Consider the following 19,236-nt stretch of genomic DNA (forward strand, 5'->3'; position numbering starts at 1 on the left):
ACACAACCTAAGTTCTTACTTTACGTTTTGTTTCGTTATCTAGTTTTCAAGGAACAATGTTGCAACCATTACATTCGCAAAGCGATGTTGGTTGTCAACTTGCGTTTGAAAGATTGCTCTTTCAAAACTGAACACGAGTGAGTAAACGTTTTGTATCCGAAGATACTTGACTGGATCTATCAGATCCGAGTCTCCATAGAAAGGAGGTGATCCAGCCGCACCTTCCGATACGGCTACCTTGTTACGACTTCACCCCAATCATCTACCCCACCTTCGGCGGCTGGCTCCCTTGCGGGTTACCCCACCGACTTCGGGTGTTGTAAACTCTCGTGGTGTGACGGGCGGTGTGTACAAGACCCGGGAACGTATTCACCGCGGCATGCTGATCCGCGATTACTAGCAATTCCGACTTCATGCAGGCGAGTTGCAGCCTGCAATCCGAACTGAGATCGGCTTTTAAGGATTGGCTCCACCTCGCGGCTTCGCTTCCCGTTGTACCGACCATTGTAGTACGTGTGTAGCCCAGGTCATAAGGGGCATGATGATTTGACGTCATCCCCACCTTCCTCCGGTTTGTCACCGGCAGTCATCTTAGAGTGCCCACCCGAAGTGCTGGCAACTAAGATCAAGGGTTGCGCTCGTTGCGGGACTTAACCCAACATCTCACGACACGAGCTGACGACAACCATGCACCACCTGTCTCCTCTGTCCCGAAGGCCTACGATATCTCTACCGTATTCAGAGGGATGTCAAGACCTGGTAAGGTTCTTCGCGTTGCTTCGAATTAAACCACATACTCCACTGCTTGTGCGGGTCCCCGTCAATTCCTTTGAGTTTCACTCTTGCGAGCGTACTCCCCAGGCGGCATACTTACTGTGTTAACTTCGGCACCGAGGAATCGAATCCCCGACACCTAGTATGCATCGTTTACGGCGTGGACTACCAGGGTATCTAATCCTGTTTGCTCCCCACGCTTTCGCGCCTCAGCGTCAGTTATAGGCCAGAAAGTCGCCTTCGCCACTGGTGTTCCTCCACATCTCTACGCATTTCACCGCTACACGTGGAATTCCACTTTCCTCTCCTACACTCAAGTCAACCAGTTTTGGATGCGAACCGGGGTTGAGCCCCGGGCTTAAACACCCAACTTAATTGACCGCCTGCGCGCGCTTTACGCCCAATAATTCCGGACAACGCTTGCCCCCTACGTATTACCGCGGCTGCTGGCACGTAGTTAGCCGGGGCTTTCTTCTCCTATACCGTCACACAAAGAGCAGTTACTCTCCTTGCTGTTCGTCTAGGGCAACAGAGCTTTACGATCCGAAAACCTTCATCACTCACGCGGCGTTGCTCCGTCAGACTTGCGTCCATTGCGGAAGATTCCCTACTGCTGCCTCCCGTAGGAGTCTGGGCCGTGTCTCAGTCCCAGTGTGGCCGTTCACCCTCTCAGGTCGGCTACGCATCGTCGCCTTGGTAGGCCGTTACCCTACCAACTAGCTAATGCGCCGCAGGCCCATCTATAAGCCACAGATTGCTCCGTGTTTCATAATTCTCTCATGCGAGAAAACCAGTTATCCGGTCTTAGCTATCGTTTCCGATAGTTATCCCAGTCTTATAGGCAGGTTACCTACGTGTTACTCACCCGTCCGCCGCTAACTTATCCCGAAGGATAAATCCGCTCGACTTGCATGTATTAGGCACGCCGCCAGCGTTCGTCCTGAGCCAGGATCAAACTCTCCATAATAGTAAAACTATTTGAAAGCTTAATTGCTCATTTGCGTTGCTAGCGAGATTTTGCAATCTCTTTTTTGAACGATTTCTCGTTCGTGCTTACTCACTCGTTGTTCAGTTTTCAAAGATCAATTTCTTTCGTTTTAATCCTTCGCCCCTCAAAGGCGACTTGATCAATATACCACATCGACCTATTCGATTGCAAGAACTTTTTTTGATTTCTTCGGTTCTTTCGTTCGACCGCCGAAGCGACAAGGAGTAATATAACAAATCCACAAACCGATTGCAAGCTTTTTATACATAGGAAAATATGGAAATGTTAATAACAAAAAAGCTCCAGTGCGTTATGCACCAGAGCTTGAACCTTTTTAACCTTGGCTTCCTATAAAGATGTATCGAGCTAGGATTAGAATCGCCAGTACCCACATTAACCAGTGAATCGGATAACGCGTCTGACTTTTGCCACCTAAATTAGATGCTGCTGCCAGAACTACATACGTAACGATACCGAAGGAGATACCATTCGCAATATTGTAAGTGAAAGGCATCAATACAATTGTAAGGAAAGCTGGGATCGCCAGAACGAAGTCTTGAAAGTCGATCTCACGAATGGATTGAACCATCAGAACACCAACTACAATCAACGCTGCCGCTGTCGCAGAACCAGGAACCAACATGGCAATCGGAGCTAAGAACAGGGCAAGCAAGAAACATACGCCTGTCGTTACTGCCGTTAAACCTGTACGTCCGCCTTCTGCTACACCCGCTGCGCTTTCTACGAAAGCAGTAACGGTACTTGTCCCAACTAACGCACCGCCACTAACACCAATCGCATCTACGAACATGGCTTTACCTACACGCTTATTGCCTTCTTCTTTATTCTTCATAATACCAGCGCGATTCGCTGTTCCAACCATAGTACCGAATGTATCAAAAAGCTCAACAAACGTAAACGTAGCAATAACCGAAACGATTCCCGTTGTCATAATGCCTGCAAAATCAAAATCAGCGAAACGAAGCTTTGTTAAATCAGGAACCCATGTCGTGTCAGCACTAGTCAATGTACCGAGATTAACCATACCCATGAAATATCCAATGATTGTCGTAGCCAAGATACCAATCAAGATTGCGCCGCGCAGTCGAAGCACCATAAAGATAGAAATCAACAAGACTCCAACGATTGTTAAAATAACGCCTTTATCTTCTAATGAACCCATGTGGAATACAGTTTCAAATGAAAGTACATCTGTAAATTGATGAGCCTTAATATCTTTGCCGCTTTCAACCGCAACCGTTAAAATGCCGCTATTCTTGAAACCAATCATTGCTATAAACAAGCCAATGCCCACAGTAATCGCATGCTTCAGGCTGTCTGGAACGGCCACAAGGAGCATTTGACGGACTCTGGTAATGGTAAGAATGATGAAAATAATCCCCGAAATGAATACGGCTGCTAAAGCCATTGAAAACGTGAATTTACCTTGTGATGTTAAAATGATAGTCGCGAAGTAAGCATTCAAGCCCATCCCAGGAGCTAGCGCAACTGGAAAGTTAACGAATAACCCCATTGCAATTGTCATTACACCTGCAGCAATCGCTGTAGCCAAGAAAATCGAAGTCCAGTCACCGCCGGTAGCCCCCGATTTAAAAGCACTCAGAATGTCTGGATTTACCGCTAGGATGTAAGCCATCGTCATGAAAGTGGTGATCCCCGCCATGATTTCTGTTCTTACTGTCGTGCCGTTTTGTTTCAATTTAAAAAAGCGATCCATTTTCCTACTCCTCCTAAAACGAATGTGGGGAACAGCAAAAAACCCGGAATCATAATGCCTGATTCCGGGTACGAAAAAGGAGCTATCCATATGAGAGCTGCCTTAGATGTCTAAAGGTGCACGTAGAAACTCATACGGATTCCGTTCCTTTTTTTCGTAGCCAGATCATTTGCGGTGATCTCGTAGAAACTCTCAGGCCAATTCCCGAGATTATACGAAAAACTGTTATCCATAACACATTTTAGTTGTGAAATAACCAGATGTCAATAAAAAAGACGAACGATACAGGGGTATTTTTTCCCAGAACGTTCGTCTTTTTACTAGTGATTTATATTATTCCCACTCAATGGTAGCAGGCGGCTTAGACGTGATGTCATAAACGATACGATTCACGTTCTCAACTTCATTAACGATACGAACCGAAATCTTCTCAAGCACATCCCAAGGGATACGCGCCCAGTCAGCTGTCATTCCATCAATCGATGTAACAGCACGAATACCTACGGTATAAGAGTAAGTTCTTGCATCACCCATAACTCCCACGCTTTTCATGCCCGGAAGTGCTGTGAAATATTGCCAGATCTCGCGATCTAAGCCAGCTTTGGCGATTTCGTCGCGTAGAATGGCGTCGGATTCACGAACTATTTTCAGCTTATCTTCCGTTACTTCACCTAGAACACGAATAGCTAGACCTGGACCTGGGAAAGGCTGTCTCCAAACGATTGCTGATGGAAGGCCGCATTCCTCGCCTACTTTACGCACTTCGTCTTTGAAAAGTGTTTTTAAAGGCTCGATTAACTTGAACTTCATATCCTTCGGCAGTCCGCCAACATTATGATGTGATTTAATCGTTTGAGCAGTAGCCGTACCGCTTTCCACGATATCTGTGTATAAAGTACCTTGGGCTAGGAAAGTAAAGTCATCGAACTGACTGGATTCCTCTTCGAAAACACGAATGAATTCGGTACCGATAATTTTACGTTTTTGCTCTGGATCGTCTACGCCGGCCAACTTACCGAGGAAACGGTCACGCGCATCAATTTTGACCACTTTCATATCGAATTTACCGACAAAAGTGTCCATAACGCTCTCCGCTTCACCTTGACGCAGCAAACCATGATCAATAAACATACATGTCAATTGAGCACCAATTGCTTTATGAAGCAGGATAGCAACAACCGATGAATCCACACCGCCACTAAGGGCGCATAGTACTTTCTTGTCGCCAACTTCTTGACGAAGCTCTTTAATCATATCTTCAACAAAAGAGGACATCGTCCAATCGCCTTCGCAACCGCAGACGCCATATATAAAGTTATTAATCATTTCGTTCCCTTGGACAGAGTGACGAACCTCTGGATGGAACTGTACCGCATGAATGTTACGCTCACGGTTACTCATTGCAGCAATCGGAAGAGAATCCGTGCTTGCTTCTATGACGAAGCCTTCAGGCAGGACGGAAACGTGATCGCCGTGACTCATCCACACGGTTTGTTTGGACTCTAACCCTTTCACGAGCGGGCTTTCATTCGTAAATGCAAGATCTGCCTTGCCATATTCACGCGTATGCGCGCGTTCAACTTTACCGTTCAGTTGGTGAGCAATCAACTGCATGCCATAGCAAATACCCAAAATCGGAATGCCCAGATCAAAGATTCCTGCATCAACAGCGGGAGCTCCTTCACCGTATACGCTCGACGGACCGCCCGAGAACACAATCCCCTTAGGGTTAAGCTCACGAATTTTATCAACAGTTGTATTGAACGGCAGCAGCTCGCTGTAAACGCCCAAATCACGAATTCGTCTAGCAATCAATTGATTATACTGGCCTCCAAAATCTAATACGACAATCATTTCACTCGGTTTACTCATTATCCGACCTCCTAGATTCATAGCGATTGAGGTTTAAGGGGCTCCCCTTGTCCACTTATCACTATTTATAGGTACTAATTTTAAACATTAGGTACCTAGGATGTAAAGGGGTTTAATGTGTCTTTTGAATGGCTTTCCAAATCGTGGTGATTTCCCTCTTCGTATAGGTCAATGAATTGGCCGTATCATAACGGACACTTTCGTAAATCAAGGTAAATTCGAGCAGCGCTTGTTTCTGCCGTTGATCTTTGAAATTTAGAGTTGTGACGTACTCTCGTACCGTCTGGCTAGCAGATTTTGTGCCGTATTTGCGAAATAGCTGCATCCATAAACGATCCATATAAGGTGTCATGGGGTGTGAGTTGCCCTGCTCGGCTTTGTAAATTGGAAAATACAGCCGCGTATTCAATAGGAGACCTTTTCGCCTAAGCAAAACGAAAATACTCACAAGAAGGAGACAACATCCGATTAGAACAATGAAAGCTTCCCTATAAGCCTTTGCAAAATTGACGATTCTATCCTTCGTTGCATGAAGCCACTCGCTTGGATTGGTTGCAAACTTAGTTGATGTGGGAATGTTCATGAGTGAAGCAGTCATCGCCGCTTGCTCCATGGCAGCTGTCGTCAAGGTTTCTCTCGGATGGTCGGACGAAATACCCGAGAAACCCGGCGTAGGTTCAAACGGTACCCAGCCCATAGAAGGAAAATAAACCTCTACCCATGAATGCGCATCTTGATTGCGAACCATAACTTCCTTGAGCCCATCGCCGTCGGTGGATGTTTGAAGTGTCCCTGGAGCGAAACCTTTTACCCAGCGGGCAGGTACACCGACAGAACGAAGCAATACGACCATCGAGGTTGAAAAATGATCACAGTACCCTGTTTGGTCTACGAACAGAAAATGACTGACAAAATCCTCGTTGCGGCTTGGATGCGTTGGATTTTCGAGACTATAGGTATAGGTATTGCTTAAATACTGCTCAATTGCAACCGCTTTGGCATACGGCGTCAAACGATTCGCTGTCACTTGCTCGGCAATGCTGCGAACAGACCGCGGCATTGCAGCCGGAAGCTGGAGATAATCCTCTACAATGTCAGAGGGATAGCTGCCCGTATCTGTATTGAGTACTGTTGGATCTTCCTGCACGGGTTGGACGGTTATTTTGTAATAAGACAATGGATCCACAATCTCAGGCAGAGTTACTTTACCATTAGATTTAGATGTAAGGAGGCTGCTCGGTGTTAGCGGTTTCCCCTTCTCGCTCAAAAGCATATCAACGCCTAGTAACTTCCCACCCACAAATAATTGGTGATTAGGCGACTTCGTGTTCCACAGAATTTCCTGCACCACGGATCGACCTGTGAATAGTTGATAAGAAGTAACGTAAGGCTCCAGCTTTTGATTGGGCTCAGTCCAGCCTTTGCCGTCGTAGAAGCTTTTGGACTCTCCGCGCCAGTAGGTTAATTCGGATGTTCTCGCTGTGAATACCGGGGTCGTGTCCACCTGGAGTGGACCACCTAAGGAGGAATCATCTTGACCATATCCAGACCTAGCAAAAACACCGTTAGCCCCCGTATCTTCCTTGTAAAGTTCAAATATGCGATCGTATAAATACGCCCAACTAACTGGTTTCATGAGAGAAGCAGGCTCCGCCTGCCTTGCCGAGTACCACCCTACACTAGCTAGTGCACTTACTACGACCAAACTGACTACAATCCATTGAAAAACGCCGCTCGAACGCACCGAAGAGATGCTATAGGTTTGTTCAATTCTAGAAAGATTGAGCAGCGATAACAGAAGTAGTCCATATCCTATTGTGCGCATAATACCTTGAACGGTATCCGCGCCAAGTACCAACTGTAAGAAGACAAGATAGATGAGCGTGGCCGCAACAAACCAGAGACTATGCTGCCTCTGCAGCATGAGAGCCTGCACAACGGAGATCAGGAGCGACCAACCTAACAGAAAGAGCAGCGTTCGCATTTGACCACTGATAAGGTCGAAATGAGCTCGAACGATGTAAACCACATCCTGAGAAATGATCCTCACCAAATCGATAATCCATGCTCCGGTTAGAAAGCCTTCACGGTCAAACATAAAGCCGATGAAGAGCAGGATAATGACGCTTTTGGCTGTCCATCCCCAAACATAAGGGACCTTGAAGCAGTCTATGGCGATGCAGATCGCAAACACAACGAGAATGGGACCGATTTGAATAGAGGCGTCTGCCATCCAGGCTAGAGGACGGAGCCATTCTGAGAGCAGTAGGAAGAGCAGCAGTGAGATTAGACTGTCTCGGAAAAAGGTGTTGGTGATTGGCGTTGATGACTGTGCGTTAGAGATGGCGCTTGAATGGAAGATTGGGCTTGATGGGATAGTAGTATGAGCGCCCGCATGTGATGACGAAGTCCGGGAGAGCGCGCTCGGTGAGTCTGCGCTGGTATGTGAAGAGCTAGTGCCTAAAGAGCGAGACTTCAAGCGCGACGAGTCTGCGCTTGTGCGTAAAGGGCGTGAAAGAGCGCGCGGCGCGCTGTGGGGTTCAAGCGGTTGCATCCGCGACACCTCCTTGCTTTGGCCACTGGCGCACGGGGTGCGGCACTTCCGTGAAGCTGCAGCCTACGGCCTGTAGCTGAGAAGCTCCCTCTCGCTCGGCGACCGAGAGGGAGGGCCGCGCGTGCACGTAGATCACGTGCACGGATCGGCGCTTGGTGCGCGCATCAGCGATCGCGCGCACCAAGGCCAGGTCCAGCGTCGATGTGATGCACAGCATCGACGCATCCAGCGGCAAGGCCGCCGCCTCTTTCCTGACGAGGTCAGGAAAGGAAAGGGCGGGCTTGCCGCCCACGCTCGCGAGTACTTCGTACGCGAGCGTTAGATCAGGGCGAATCGTCGGCGCGATTCGCCTGCTGCCTGAGCTGCTGGCGAAGCCGCAGCTCTCGCGCCCGCCAGCGGCGGCTTCGAAGAAGCCAGCCGCGAGGGCGACGCCCTTCTCCAGCAGCGGCTGCGCCGCCTCAGCTGGACCTGCCGCAGGCGCCGCGTCGAGCAGCAGCATCCGCTTCGCGGAGGATGCTTGCTCGGGGTCTTTGGTCATCAGCCGGCTCAGCCTGGCTGTGGATTTCCAATGGATGCGGCGGTAGGGATCACCGCTGACATAATCACGAACGCCGCTAATTAGCGGAGTATCGGTTTTAGGGCCACGGACGGTAGGCACATCACCATCCTCCGATAGAAATGTCATGCCGGATCCGGTCAAAGAATCTGGTCTCGGATAAACGACACACCGATGAAGATCATCGCGGTATGCTTTTCGAACAGCAAAGCCAAATAAATCACCCGTCACCGCCTCAAATCCTGCGAACCGATAAACACCTCGCATAAGACCCGTCATTTTATAATGGAGGATGAAGGCTGATCGAAACCATGGGAAAAGCAGCTTGCTGTAGCACAGCTTCACCCCGCTTCCTTCATGAATCCAAGTATCCTTAATAATCATCCAAGGCAGCGGCAATAAAGTACGATGCCCAACTTGTAAAGTGATGGTCACGTCTTCACCGGACACGAAGACTTCGCCAGACAACTGCCGGCTAACGGTTAGTCCTTTTAATGCGAACACATAAAATAATCCAGCCTGAATCCAGATTAATGTCAAACAAATCCCTATATACCAAGCGGCAAATCCACCTTGCCAATAGGCCAAAACAATGGACAGCACACATCCCACAACCAATAGCGACGTTTTACCCCAGCTTCTCATAGTAGGCCCTACTTCCCCGAGACGTAACGAAGAACAGGAGTTTGTAAGGAGGTTAGTAAGCCTGTCAAAATCGTATCCGCAGACTTACCAGTCATTCGTGCTTCGGAAGTCAGAATAAGCCGATGTGTCCAGATCGGCAGCACCAAATCCTTGATGTCATCAGGTACCACGAAACTTCTGCCCTTCATATAAGCAGATGTTTGCGCAGCGCGCATCAAGGCGTAGGATGCTCTTGGACTTGCACCCAAGTACAAATCAGCATGCTCCCTAGTTGCCAAAGCCAGACGGACAATGAAATCTTTTAACGTATTATCGACATGAATCATGGTTGCTTCTCTTTGTAATTGTACAAACTCATCCTGTACGATAACGGGCTTCAAATGATTCAGCGGCTGACGGTCCTGCAGACGATCCAGCATCAGAATTTCTTGCTCAGGCGTTGGATATCCAAGTGACAACTTCATCATAAAACGATCCATTTGCGCTTCCGGCAGCGCATAAGTACCTTCATAGTCCACAGGATTTTGCGTAGCTAATAAGACGAAGGGTTTAGGCAATTCATAACTCACTCCGTCAATAGTAACCCGCTTCTCTTCCATCGCCTCTAAGAAAGCAGATTGTGTCTTCGGTGAGGTACGGTTGACTTCGTCTGCCAACACGATGGGTGTCATTAAAGGTCCAGGGCGAAACTCAAAATCATTCGTCTTCACATTATATACAGATACACCGGTTACATCTGACGGCAATAAATCAGGAGTGCACTGAATTCTCTTAAACTCACAACCAATCGTCCTTGCCAAGGCACGTACAAGCATCGTCTTCCCAACACCGGGTACATCTTCTAGCAAAAGATGGCCGCCGCTCAGCATAGCAACGAACGCTTTCTCTATCGTCTCTCTCTTTCCAACTATCACTTTCTCTACGTTCATGATCATCCGTTCCACGAGAGGCTGCGGCTGATCGAATATTCGGGTTTTCGACTGCATAGACAAGAAGCCTCCTTTATAAGGGTATGCTTCTAGTTTTTCCAGCCCTCTACTATTTTAGACATTACCCTCCCATGGCAAATAGAGAGTTTTTCAGAAGACTATCATTCTCTTTAAATATATAAAAAGGCCGTAATGCCACAGACACCTCTCGCTTATTAGATTCTATGACAGTATCCGTAATTCGCCCGCCTAGTAAATCTATGGTTTTCCGTAAAGGAACGATGATCTTACCGTCTTTGAAATCCATATCCGCTAATGAATAGGTAGCTACGCTATTACCTAGGGTATACAGCCTGATACTTCTAGCGGACAAATCATATTCCAAATCATAAACACCAAAATGTGCATTCGCTGTCTTCTTTTCAGCCAGCCATTCTACTTGCCCGCCCATTTTCTCAATAAGAAAGCGCAGCGGCAGTTCAATCCGATTTGTACGCAACTGATACTCTATAGGTTCAATTGTAAAGTTGCTGCCTCCGGCCACATGAATTTGCAGCGGTAACGCCGCCTGCGCGGAGAGAATTTGTGCCGTTTCTTCTCTGGCTACTGCGGTTTGCTGGGCGAGATGCTGTTCAGCATCCTTCTGATCTTGATCCGTCTGAACATGTGCTAAAGCATATTGCTGTGTTTCTTTCATTAGCTCTTGGAAATGGGCCAAACTCATATTTCTCGACCACTTCGGCTTACCCACGGGGAACTGTTTGGGCTTAACCTGAGTCGTAAGGGGAGCGAAGGCGTAACCTAATTTTTTGTAATAGCTGATGACTTGGGGCAATACCTCTACCGTTGACTCATGCCCGCTGCCATCATGAAACAGGATGTTGATCTCGTGTTCGAGCGGTGATCCCTTAATTGTTTGCCAAATTTCATTCACGGGTACATGTAATCTTTTGGAATCACCACTGTCAACATTCCAATCTGTAACGATATAACCCGCCTGATCCATCAAATAATAGTAGTACGCATCGAAATTCGTATATGTACCTCCCGGGGCGCGCACCAATTGCGGTCTGGTACCAGCCAAACTGGCAAATACGTCCTCACTACGCTGGATTTGGTCCCAAAAAGTTTGGAAATCGCTATACAGCTCTTTATATACATGATTATAGGAATGATTGCCTAATGTATGTCCGTCTTGCACGATTCTTTTGACCAATGCAGGGTGTGCCTGAGCTTGTTCGCCAAGTGCGAAAAACGTAGCTTTCACATTCTCTTTATCTAAAATATCCAGCACCTGACTCGTCAGCTTGCTAGGACCGTCGTCAAAGGTCAAGTAAACGGTAGGCTGTTCCGGTGTTTCATACGTCCTCTCGCTCTGCGGGCGCTTACCTGTTTTGAGCTTTTGATAAAGGTCTTGCCCTTCTTGTGCGGAGTATCCATCGTTCTCTGTCGCATTTGCCGAAATCGTAGAGAAAAATAGAGAAACTAGTAAAAGGATTGCCATTAAAAGTTGAACTCGTTTCTGCCTGTTGATTGTACGTTGTGGACGAAAGCGCATCCGATGATCCCTCCGCTTGTTCTATCATTTTGCTAGCTGATAGATTATATGGGAGAACGATCAAGAGTATGTCACTAAAACAAAAACTACCCCTCTCAGAGTGAGAAGGATAGTTTCTAGTGAAAGGACCTGAGCTGCTTTATTCAATTTATTGCTATATTTCTTGTGGTACAGCCTCATTTTTCGTTTGAGTTGCCACGTTAAACAAGGGCTTGCTGCTAATAAGACCTATGAAACTAACGACTAATAAGACTCCGAGCAAAAGAATGGCCATCCTAGCGCCTTGAAAAGAAACAATTTGTGTACAGACACCAATGAGTAGAACTCGCATACCCATCCCTACCGTATTGAAAAAACTGTTCACACGACCGATCAAATGATTTGGCACCATTTCCATCAAAATCGTATTACGCGCTACGCGACTCCCCGCATTCCCCCATCCGTTCAACGTTTTGAATAGGAGAAAAATAGAGACAAAAGGGAACGCGTAAAAGAAAACAATCGACAGACTGAAAATGACAAACGAAAGAATCGTTGTATAATAGGAACCCAAACGCTGCATGAGCAGCGGGACCGTTAAACCTGCCACGACAGCTCCGATGGCAAAAATCATATCGGCTGCCCCGAGAACATTAGCCCCACCATGGAGGACACTTGTGATATACACGGGGTAAAGATAATTACCGACCATAACACAAAGAAACGGCATCAGTGCGCAAAGGAAAAACATAACTAATAGCGGTCTCGTTTTCAAATAAGCGAAGCCTTCTCTGATATTCGACCACATAGAGACGGCACCGTTTGCCGTGACAGACCTGTTTTTGATATAAGGAATAAGCAAAAATAGACCAAAACCCAAAAAGTAAGTCATCGCGTCCGCTAATAGAATCCATGCAAAATCGATATGATCAATCAGTAGACTCGCCAAACCGCCAGCAATCATTGATGTGGATTGATTTTGGACCTCGAGGATGGAATTTAACGTTTTGTACTGCTCCTTCGAGAAGATCTCCTGTGTAAAAGCGAACTGGGTTGGAAAGTGAACGTTGTAGTACAGAGAACCGCTAAAATAAATGACGATCAACTGCCAAGTTTCAAAATGCCCCGCACTTAATCCCCATAGCGCAAATAGCAGCGTGACTGATCCGCCGACAACTTCACTGCCCAGCAGCATTTTCTTTCGGGAAATACGGTCAATATACACGCCGATATGCGGCGATAGGAAGAAAAGTATTATGGTTGATGCTAGCGTCGCATAACCAAATATCTCACTCCCCCCGGCTCGATTCACTAATAGCCACGGCACGCCGATCATGGTTATTCCTGAGCCGATCGAGGATAAGATGTTGGCTATCATGAGAAACATCATTCTTCGGTCTTTGAGCATCATCCACATGTGAAAAAAGTCCTTTCATTTCTGTTTACCCTATAGGAGCTTCAATCTCCCCAAGGACCATGATTTTACCTGTTCTGGCATCAATATACACAACCATTTTGTTTCCTGCTGGATAGACCGCTTCTACGACCCATCCGTCATAGATTAACCTGTTCGTGTTGTAATGGAGCACCAGCCCCTTCTTGAAGGTTACTTTCCATTCGGCTTCAGAATCGGGGTCCGTTTCTTTGGCTATTTGTAATGCGGTCTTCTCATCAATTAGCAAAGGGGTATCGTTCAAAGCCTCCCTTAAGCTTGCACGGATAGCAAGAGCAGCCGCCTCAGCATAGGTTAGGTAACCGTGGACGCCGAAGCTTTGACCGTTCCGCCCCTCCAAAAGGCCATCTCCGTAAGCAACAGCGATTTTATCGGAGTCAAAAGCAGCGCCATAATCTGCAAACGCTTCTTCAGCTTTCATTTTTTCCTCCGCAGTTGCGCTTCTTGGATTTTCTCCAAGCTTAGTTACTCCGACTACCGCTCTGTCCCGAAGTATTCCTCCATCCTTATCATAAGCGAGCGTATACATAAATGCTTTATCCTTTATATAGGCAGGTACCGGCAGTCCTGAAACGAGCATTTCGTGCCACAAAGCAACAGGAATATTGCGTTCGGCGTTCATCGGATCTTGAAAAGCACGGCGTAGCACCTTAAGCATCTGCTTTGGAAGCTTGCTGCTTTGGTAGGCAGACTCCAGTTCTTCGCTGAGCCAATGGTTTGCCGGCAGATCTGGCTTATCATACGCCAATTCACCCATTACCCGAAACATCATAGAAATTGCTTCAGCATTCGTAAGCTTATCGTTCGGCCTAAACTTTTCTTTCACCGAATCATCCAAAATTCCCTGGACATACGCAATCTCAACCAGACCTCGCTGCTTATCGCTGATATCCTGGTGATCCAGCAGCGCTTTTGCCGGCTTTACTTCTTCCGCAGACCAGCTCCCCTTGAGGTAAGAACCGATCAACAGCTTTACCATCCCTCCGACTGCATTTTCGCGGGTAATCTCCGTCCCTTGCCCCAGCCCGTGAACATACATGCTGATCCAGGCATCACGGTCTTTTCCCGGCAAATCCGCCGCCATTTTAAGAGCCGTCGCCCAATCATCGAGTAGTATGGGTTTATTCAGATTGCTCCCGTCCAGTACATTTCTCTGGAATGAATCCCACTCTTTCTGCGTGATCGTACCTTGTGTCGAAGCATTGTCCCTATAAGGCACGATGTACTGCTTGTAATCCTTGAGCTCCTTCATCACCCAATGGGTTTCCTCCACAGCCCCGTACGCTGTACTTCCGTATGCCACGAAAATAGACAACATCGAAACAATCAGCTTCTTTTTCATCGCTTTCCCCTCTTCACAAATATTCTCCCTTGCAATTGAATTAGACGAGTAATTTGTAAAAAAGTTCCATCATTCTTTGTGGCGTATTAGCTACTTGCATTCAATGCCATTACAGCGTCTAAAACCGATTGCACGTGATTCTTAATCCTCACTTTACTCCATTCCTTGACGATATATCCCTCTTCATCTATGAGGAAAGTAGACCGAACAATCCCCATATACTCGCGGCCATATAGCTTCTTCCATGCCCATACACCAAACTTCTCAGCTACCTGATGGTCAGGGTCAGAGAGCAGTAGGAACGGCAGCTCATATTTCGCAATGAACTTATCGTGAGCTTTCAGCTCATCAGGGCTAATTCCGATCACTTCTACGCCTAGCTGTGCAAACTTACCATTATAGTCACGAAAATCACACGATTGTTGGGTACAGGTTGGCGTGTTGTCTTGTAGGTAAAAGTAAATGACAAGTTTCTTCCCTTTAAAATCCTGTAAGGATACGTTTTTCCCGTTGGATGCAGGAAGTGTAAATAAGGGCGCCCGTCGCTTGGCTGTCTCTGTTTCAATCTGTATCTTTTTACTCATCTATGTTCGCTCCTCTAATTATCCGGCTATTGTCTTTATTCATTATGCGACATTCTATGGGAGAACATCAAACGAATCTTATCCAACTAGCTTTTACAAAGAAAAATATGGTAGTTTAAAAAGGAGAGGAAGTGTTCTTAATGAAAGCAAACATAGCCGCAATTACTATTCTATCGAATGACGTGCCTCTTTTAGCTCAGTTTTATCGTGATGCACTAGGTTTTAAAATAATTGTTGATTCTGAAGAATATGTTGAATTCGAGAATATTGGAGTCCGTTTTTCTATTTGCTCAAAAAGACTAATGGCTATTAACACCGATGGACATAGCTCCTTTTTAGAAGAACGTAAAGGTCAATCGTTCGAGCTCTGTTTCCCCTGTGATTCACCGGAATTAGTCCAAAAAACTTATAGGGACATCCTTACCAAAGGTGCTATTGCAATTAAGGAACCAACTATTATGCCGTGGGGGCAGACAACAGCCTTTTTCGCTGATCCCGAAGGAAACATTCATTCCATTTATGCAGACGAAGAAACTTCTGATTCGTAACAATAGCAAAAAAGCTGCCACGAGTCGTGATGACTTCGTGAGCAGCTTTTTTTATCTTTGTATGCCAGGTAATAAATTCGGAATGCTGGCTCTTCCAAGCGCTACGATATAGTCGTTTAGTTCGGTTGTAACTGAATTTTGCTTATATTTAATGTTATCAAACCTTAGATTGGTACCATACAGAAACTTGTTATCCCCAATGGTTAATTCCATCCCGTACAGAAACCCATAAAAGGTTCTTTTATCATTGGCTCGGACAAGCTCAATTCTTTTCAATTTTGATGATATCTCCTCAAGAGACTTTGTATCTGTAATGGCCAGCTTTTTACCGTCGCCGAATCTGACATCGATTTGTTTAATGCCATTAAAATCTGTCTTCATTAAAGCTGAAAGTGCAATTGGCGTCTCATCCTGAGGCTCCACCACCTCAATATCAAGCGCTGTGAATTGCGGAGGAGAGCTTTGCAATACGGCTTGTGTAGTCCATACATGGAGCAAATCTCCTAGTTTTAGATCCTCAAACTTATTTGAACCGTCACTGTTATTCGTTACGATTACGGCATCGTCTTCGAGACTCACCCAAAACTTCTCTATTTCCTTGCATTCTTTATCTAAACAGGCCTCAGGATTAACAAGGAGAATCTTTTGCTCCTCCCTATCTATTTCGGATATATACCCAACCAACTCCTCCTCTTTCGGTATAACCAAAGTTGTAATATCAAGTGAGAAACGTGCCCCTGTGGCCTTATAGATGGCTTCTTTAATCTGGCTTTTCTCCTGTAAGCTCAATTCCTCACGATGATTACCTAGCTTAAGAAGCTGAAGATGAAAGGCACCATTGGGGTATTCACTCTCAGACTTAGAAATACTCATTGGCTTAACAGATAATTGTTTATACACATTTTCAAGATGAAATATTCGATCCTGCAAGTTTTCAGGCAGTGGAGCTGTAGGATTCGGGGATGGTAGCTCATAGACACTTTCCACCTCAGTTGGGGGAACGGCGACGTCACCTTGGTTCCCGATACTAGACAAACCACATGCAAATAATAGCAATAAGAGTATGGACTTCATTGGTCTACTGCACCTCAAATCTCTAGATTCTTTACTAGTTAGACGCAAAGAATTTCCAATTGTTTCATAAAAAACCTTTTTTCCAGAAGTCAACTCTAGAGGTATGAGAGCACACTTTCTGGACTTAATGTATTTAATACAGTTAATTATCGCCGAAACGACCTATTAGAGAGATTTAGCTGCATTTTGCGCAGGTAATGTTACGCGAAAGGGTCAAAACCATTATTTCAGGCACAATTAGATGTAGGAAATGCAGCAACTACGTTCAAAAACGCAGATGGCGCGAAATTTGATGTATTTTTTGCAGCTAACGTTATGAAGCCATTTGAGGAGTGCACAAAAAAAACCTCCTCCGCACAATCCCTAAGAGATCATGCGTAAGAAGGTTGAGCAGGAGCTAATTTATATATGCCTCAATTTGTCAGGATTAATTACGAGATAGATAGTAGCTATCTGGCCATCAACAACATGAAAGGAAATTACATTGTACGGAAGGCCATCATTGTAAGCCACAATACCCATTTGACCATTCACAGTCGTTAATGAATAACTGAAGCCAGGCGGCACTTTGGAAAGAAGCCCGGAAAAGAACATGGCGATACGTTCCGCCCCCAAAATAGGCCGAATAGCCGCTTTAACCTTACCTCCACCGTCAGAGTAAAGGATGGCATCCGTTTTGACGATGTTCAACAACTGACCGACATTGCCAGATACTAAAGCCTGCACGAATTGTTCCACGACAGCTGAAGTTTGTTCCAATACAGGCTGCTTGAGCTGATCTTTAGGATCATCTTCGCGATCCGGAAAGCTGCTAATCGCGCTTTTGGCTCTGCGAAAAATTTGCCGGCAATTGGTGCTGCTTTTCCCAACAATCTCCGCAATTTCGCCATACTCGTATTGGAGTACCTCTCTCAGTAAGAATACCGCCCTCTCTACCCAAGACAGCTGCTGCAGCAGCAATAGGTACGCGGTCGAAAGGGACTCTTTTTGCGAATAACAGCGATCAGGTTCTGTCTGGTTGTCAGCACTCATTATAAGTGGTTCCGGCAGCCACGGACCTACGTAGACCTCGCGCTTTTTGCTGGCGGAACGCAGCTTATCTATACACCGATTGGTAACAATTTTGCATAAATACGCTTTAGGATTGTGGACATGCGCCGGATTCATCTCATTCACATATAGAAATGCCTCCTGCACGACATCCTCAGCATCCATGACACTCCCAAGCATCCGATAGGCAAGTGAGAACAAAAACGGTTTATACGATGTATACACCTGCTCGGAAGATCCGGCTAACTCCATATCGCACAGCTCCTCACTCTATTTAGATGATATGGCAATTCTACGATAAATGGCTTTCTTTTAAAATAGCCTCTGCCGCTCGATTGGCGCTTGCCGCCGATGCGTCTGCGAGCATTTCACCATGACTGACCCAGTCCCCAGCCACATAAAGGCCACGTATACCCTGAACAGATGGACCTGTAAATCTATCCGATTTACCTATATGCATAAAGTCATGGACAACCGTTATATTGGGTAGGAACTGTCTTGCGACAACTTCTTGCTCCCAGCCAGGATGAAGTGTATTCATGGTAGCGGTGAGCATTTGTTCGTCCGCCTTAGGATCGCTTTCACCAGAACCGTTATACTTCACCATATGCACAACCAATGTACCATTATCGCTTAGCTTGGCATGGACGGTATGATGGGAGAAAAAAATAGGTTGGTCCAGAGCGATGGCAAAATCTCGTCCGCGGGCGGGCAGCTTCTTCAATCCTAAATCAAGGCATGCCGCTTTCGATGGACGGGCCTCATCCTTCCACAGTTTCAGTATGGTGTGATCAGCATTGCGAACAAGCTTGTAGGTCTCGTAAGGGGAAGCCGTACTGATTACGTTTGAGATTTCTATATATTCCTCATCGGCAAGCTTAAGCTTCTGAACCTTGCCCGCCTGATGCACGATCTCTTTCACATCTTTGCCGCTGACGATATGCACACCCGCTTGAACCGCTTTCTCATGCAGCTGATCCACGATCGTTTGCCAGCCACCATGGAGGTACAGGACTCCCTTAAGTGAACGCTGTACTTGTGCCAGTACGGGACCCGCCAGCTGATAATCTGGATCGTGCGTATATGTGGCGGTTCTGCACAGCGCATAGTAAATATGACGCACCATCGGATCAGGAATCTCACCTTCAGCCCAATCCCTCAAAGTTGAATTTCTTAAAGTGGTTGAGTCTATTTTGTTTAACTTCATTACCAATCGCAGGAGAGTCATTTTGCCAGACCATGATAGAAGCTTAGATGATAACATACTGATCGGACTCGCTGGCATTGGCAGAATTTGATTGTTCCAGATGGCGTTCATTTTGGATGAAGGCGCCCCCCCATCTATGCGAACTCCAAGCTCTTGTAAAATCGAGTACGCTTTCCCAGCGCGGTATAACGCATGCCCGCCTAAGTTAAAGAAAACACCATTTTTCTTATTCGTAATGGCCCTGCCGCCCAAGCGTCCCGATTTCTCCAAAATAACCACTTTATTTCCACCCTTAGCTAATTCGATGGCCGCAATTAATCCAGCTAAACCTCCGCCAATAATCGCTGTGTCGTATTTTTTCATGTTCATCACTCTCCGTTTTCGC

General features: G+C 46.3%; 13 protein-coding genes, 1 rRNA gene and 1 riboswitch. Of the genes, 1 reads left to right on the forward strand and 13 read right to left on the reverse strand.

The window, feature by feature from the left end:
• Positions 1-199: 199 nt before the first annotated feature.
• The 10 genes from QFZ77_RS01835 to bcp form a co-directional block, all read right to left on the reverse strand.
• Positions 200-1,741 (reverse strand): 16S ribosomal RNA (locus tag QFZ77_RS01835).
• Between the two features lie 355 nt (positions 1,742-2,096).
• Positions 2,097-3,500, reverse strand: coding sequence for an NCS2 family permease (locus QFZ77_RS01840; protein WP_307435317.1), 1,404 nt, complete (start codon positions 3,498-3,500; stop codon positions 2,097-2,099).
• 137 nt (positions 3,501-3,637) lie between these two features.
• Positions 3,638-3,738: riboswitch (purine riboswitch) on the reverse strand.
• 95 nt (positions 3,739-3,833) lie between these two features.
• Entirely contained in the window at positions 3,834-5,372 is a 1,539-nt protein-coding gene (gene guaA, locus QFZ77_RS01845; protein ID WP_307435320.1) for a glutamine-hydrolyzing GMP synthase, read from the reverse strand.
• Positions 5,373-5,484: 112 nt separating this feature from the next.
• Complete coding sequence (locus QFZ77_RS01850) at positions 5,485-7,926, reverse strand: transglutaminase-like domain-containing protein (RefSeq protein ID WP_307435322.1); 2,442 nt, start codon at positions 7,924-7,926, stop codon at positions 5,485-5,487.
• Entirely contained in the window at positions 7,913-9,127 is a 1,215-nt protein-coding gene (locus QFZ77_RS01855) for a DUF58 domain-containing protein (RefSeq protein WP_307435325.1), read from the reverse strand. The genes QFZ77_RS01850 and QFZ77_RS01855 overlap by 14 nt, the downstream gene beginning before the upstream one ends.
• A gap of 8 nt (positions 9,128-9,135) precedes the next feature.
• Positions 9,136-10,113, reverse strand: a complete 978-nt coding sequence (locus tag QFZ77_RS01860) for an AAA family ATPase (RefSeq protein WP_307435328.1) — start codon at positions 10,111-10,113, stop codon at positions 9,136-9,138.
• A 64-nt stretch (positions 10,114-10,177) separates the two neighbouring features.
• Positions 10,178-11,614: a polysaccharide deacetylase family protein gene (locus tag QFZ77_RS01865; protein ID WP_307435331.1), complete on the reverse strand. Its 1,437-nt coding sequence runs from the start codon at positions 11,612-11,614 to the stop codon at positions 10,178-10,180.
• Positions 11,615-11,768: 154 nt separating this feature from the next.
• Complete coding sequence (locus QFZ77_RS01870; protein ID WP_307435334.1) at positions 11,769-13,010, reverse strand: MFS transporter; 1,242 nt, start codon at positions 13,008-13,010, stop codon at positions 11,769-11,771.
• A gap of 25 nt (positions 13,011-13,035) precedes the next feature.
• Positions 13,036-14,388: a PepSY domain-containing protein gene (locus QFZ77_RS01875; protein WP_307435336.1), complete on the reverse strand. Its 1,353-nt coding sequence runs from the start codon at positions 14,386-14,388 to the stop codon at positions 13,036-13,038.
• 86 nt (positions 14,389-14,474) lie between these two features.
• Positions 14,475-14,972: a thioredoxin-dependent thiol peroxidase gene (gene bcp, locus QFZ77_RS01880; protein ID WP_307435339.1), complete on the reverse strand. Its 498-nt coding sequence runs from the start codon at positions 14,970-14,972 to the stop codon at positions 14,475-14,477.
• A gap of 140 nt (positions 14,973-15,112) precedes the next feature.
• On the opposite strand from bcp, the gene QFZ77_RS01885 reads away from it, so the two are divergent.
• Positions 15,113-15,520, forward strand: a complete 408-nt coding sequence (locus QFZ77_RS01885; RefSeq protein WP_307435341.1) for a VOC family protein — start codon at positions 15,113-15,115, stop codon at positions 15,518-15,520.
• Positions 15,521-15,571: 51 nt separating this feature from the next.
• Here the strand turns inward: QFZ77_RS01885 and QFZ77_RS01890 are convergent, their stop codons facing one another.
• The 3 genes from QFZ77_RS01890 to QFZ77_RS01900 form a co-directional block, all read right to left on the reverse strand.
• The gene (locus QFZ77_RS01890; RefSeq protein ID WP_307435344.1) at positions 15,572-16,594 is read right to left on the reverse strand and encodes a DUF3221 domain-containing protein; all 1,023 of its coding nucleotides are present in this window, start codon (positions 16,592-16,594) and stop codon (positions 15,572-15,574) included.
• 402 nt (positions 16,595-16,996) lie between these two features.
• On the reverse strand, positions 16,997-17,896 hold the full coding sequence (locus tag QFZ77_RS01895; protein WP_307435346.1) for an RNA polymerase sigma-70 factor: 900 nt from the start codon (positions 17,894-17,896) through the stop codon (positions 16,997-16,999).
• Between the two features lie 40 nt (positions 17,897-17,936).
• A complete protein-coding gene (locus QFZ77_RS01900; RefSeq protein WP_307435349.1) occupies positions 17,937-19,214 on the reverse strand; it encodes a phytoene desaturase family protein in 1,278 nt (425 codons plus the stop codon).
• Between the last annotated feature and the right edge of the window lie 22 nt (positions 19,215-19,236).

Source organism: Paenibacillus sp. V4I3 (genome assembly GCF_030817215.1).
GTDB lineage: Bacteria > Bacillota > Bacilli > Paenibacillales > NBRC-103111 > Paenibacillus_E.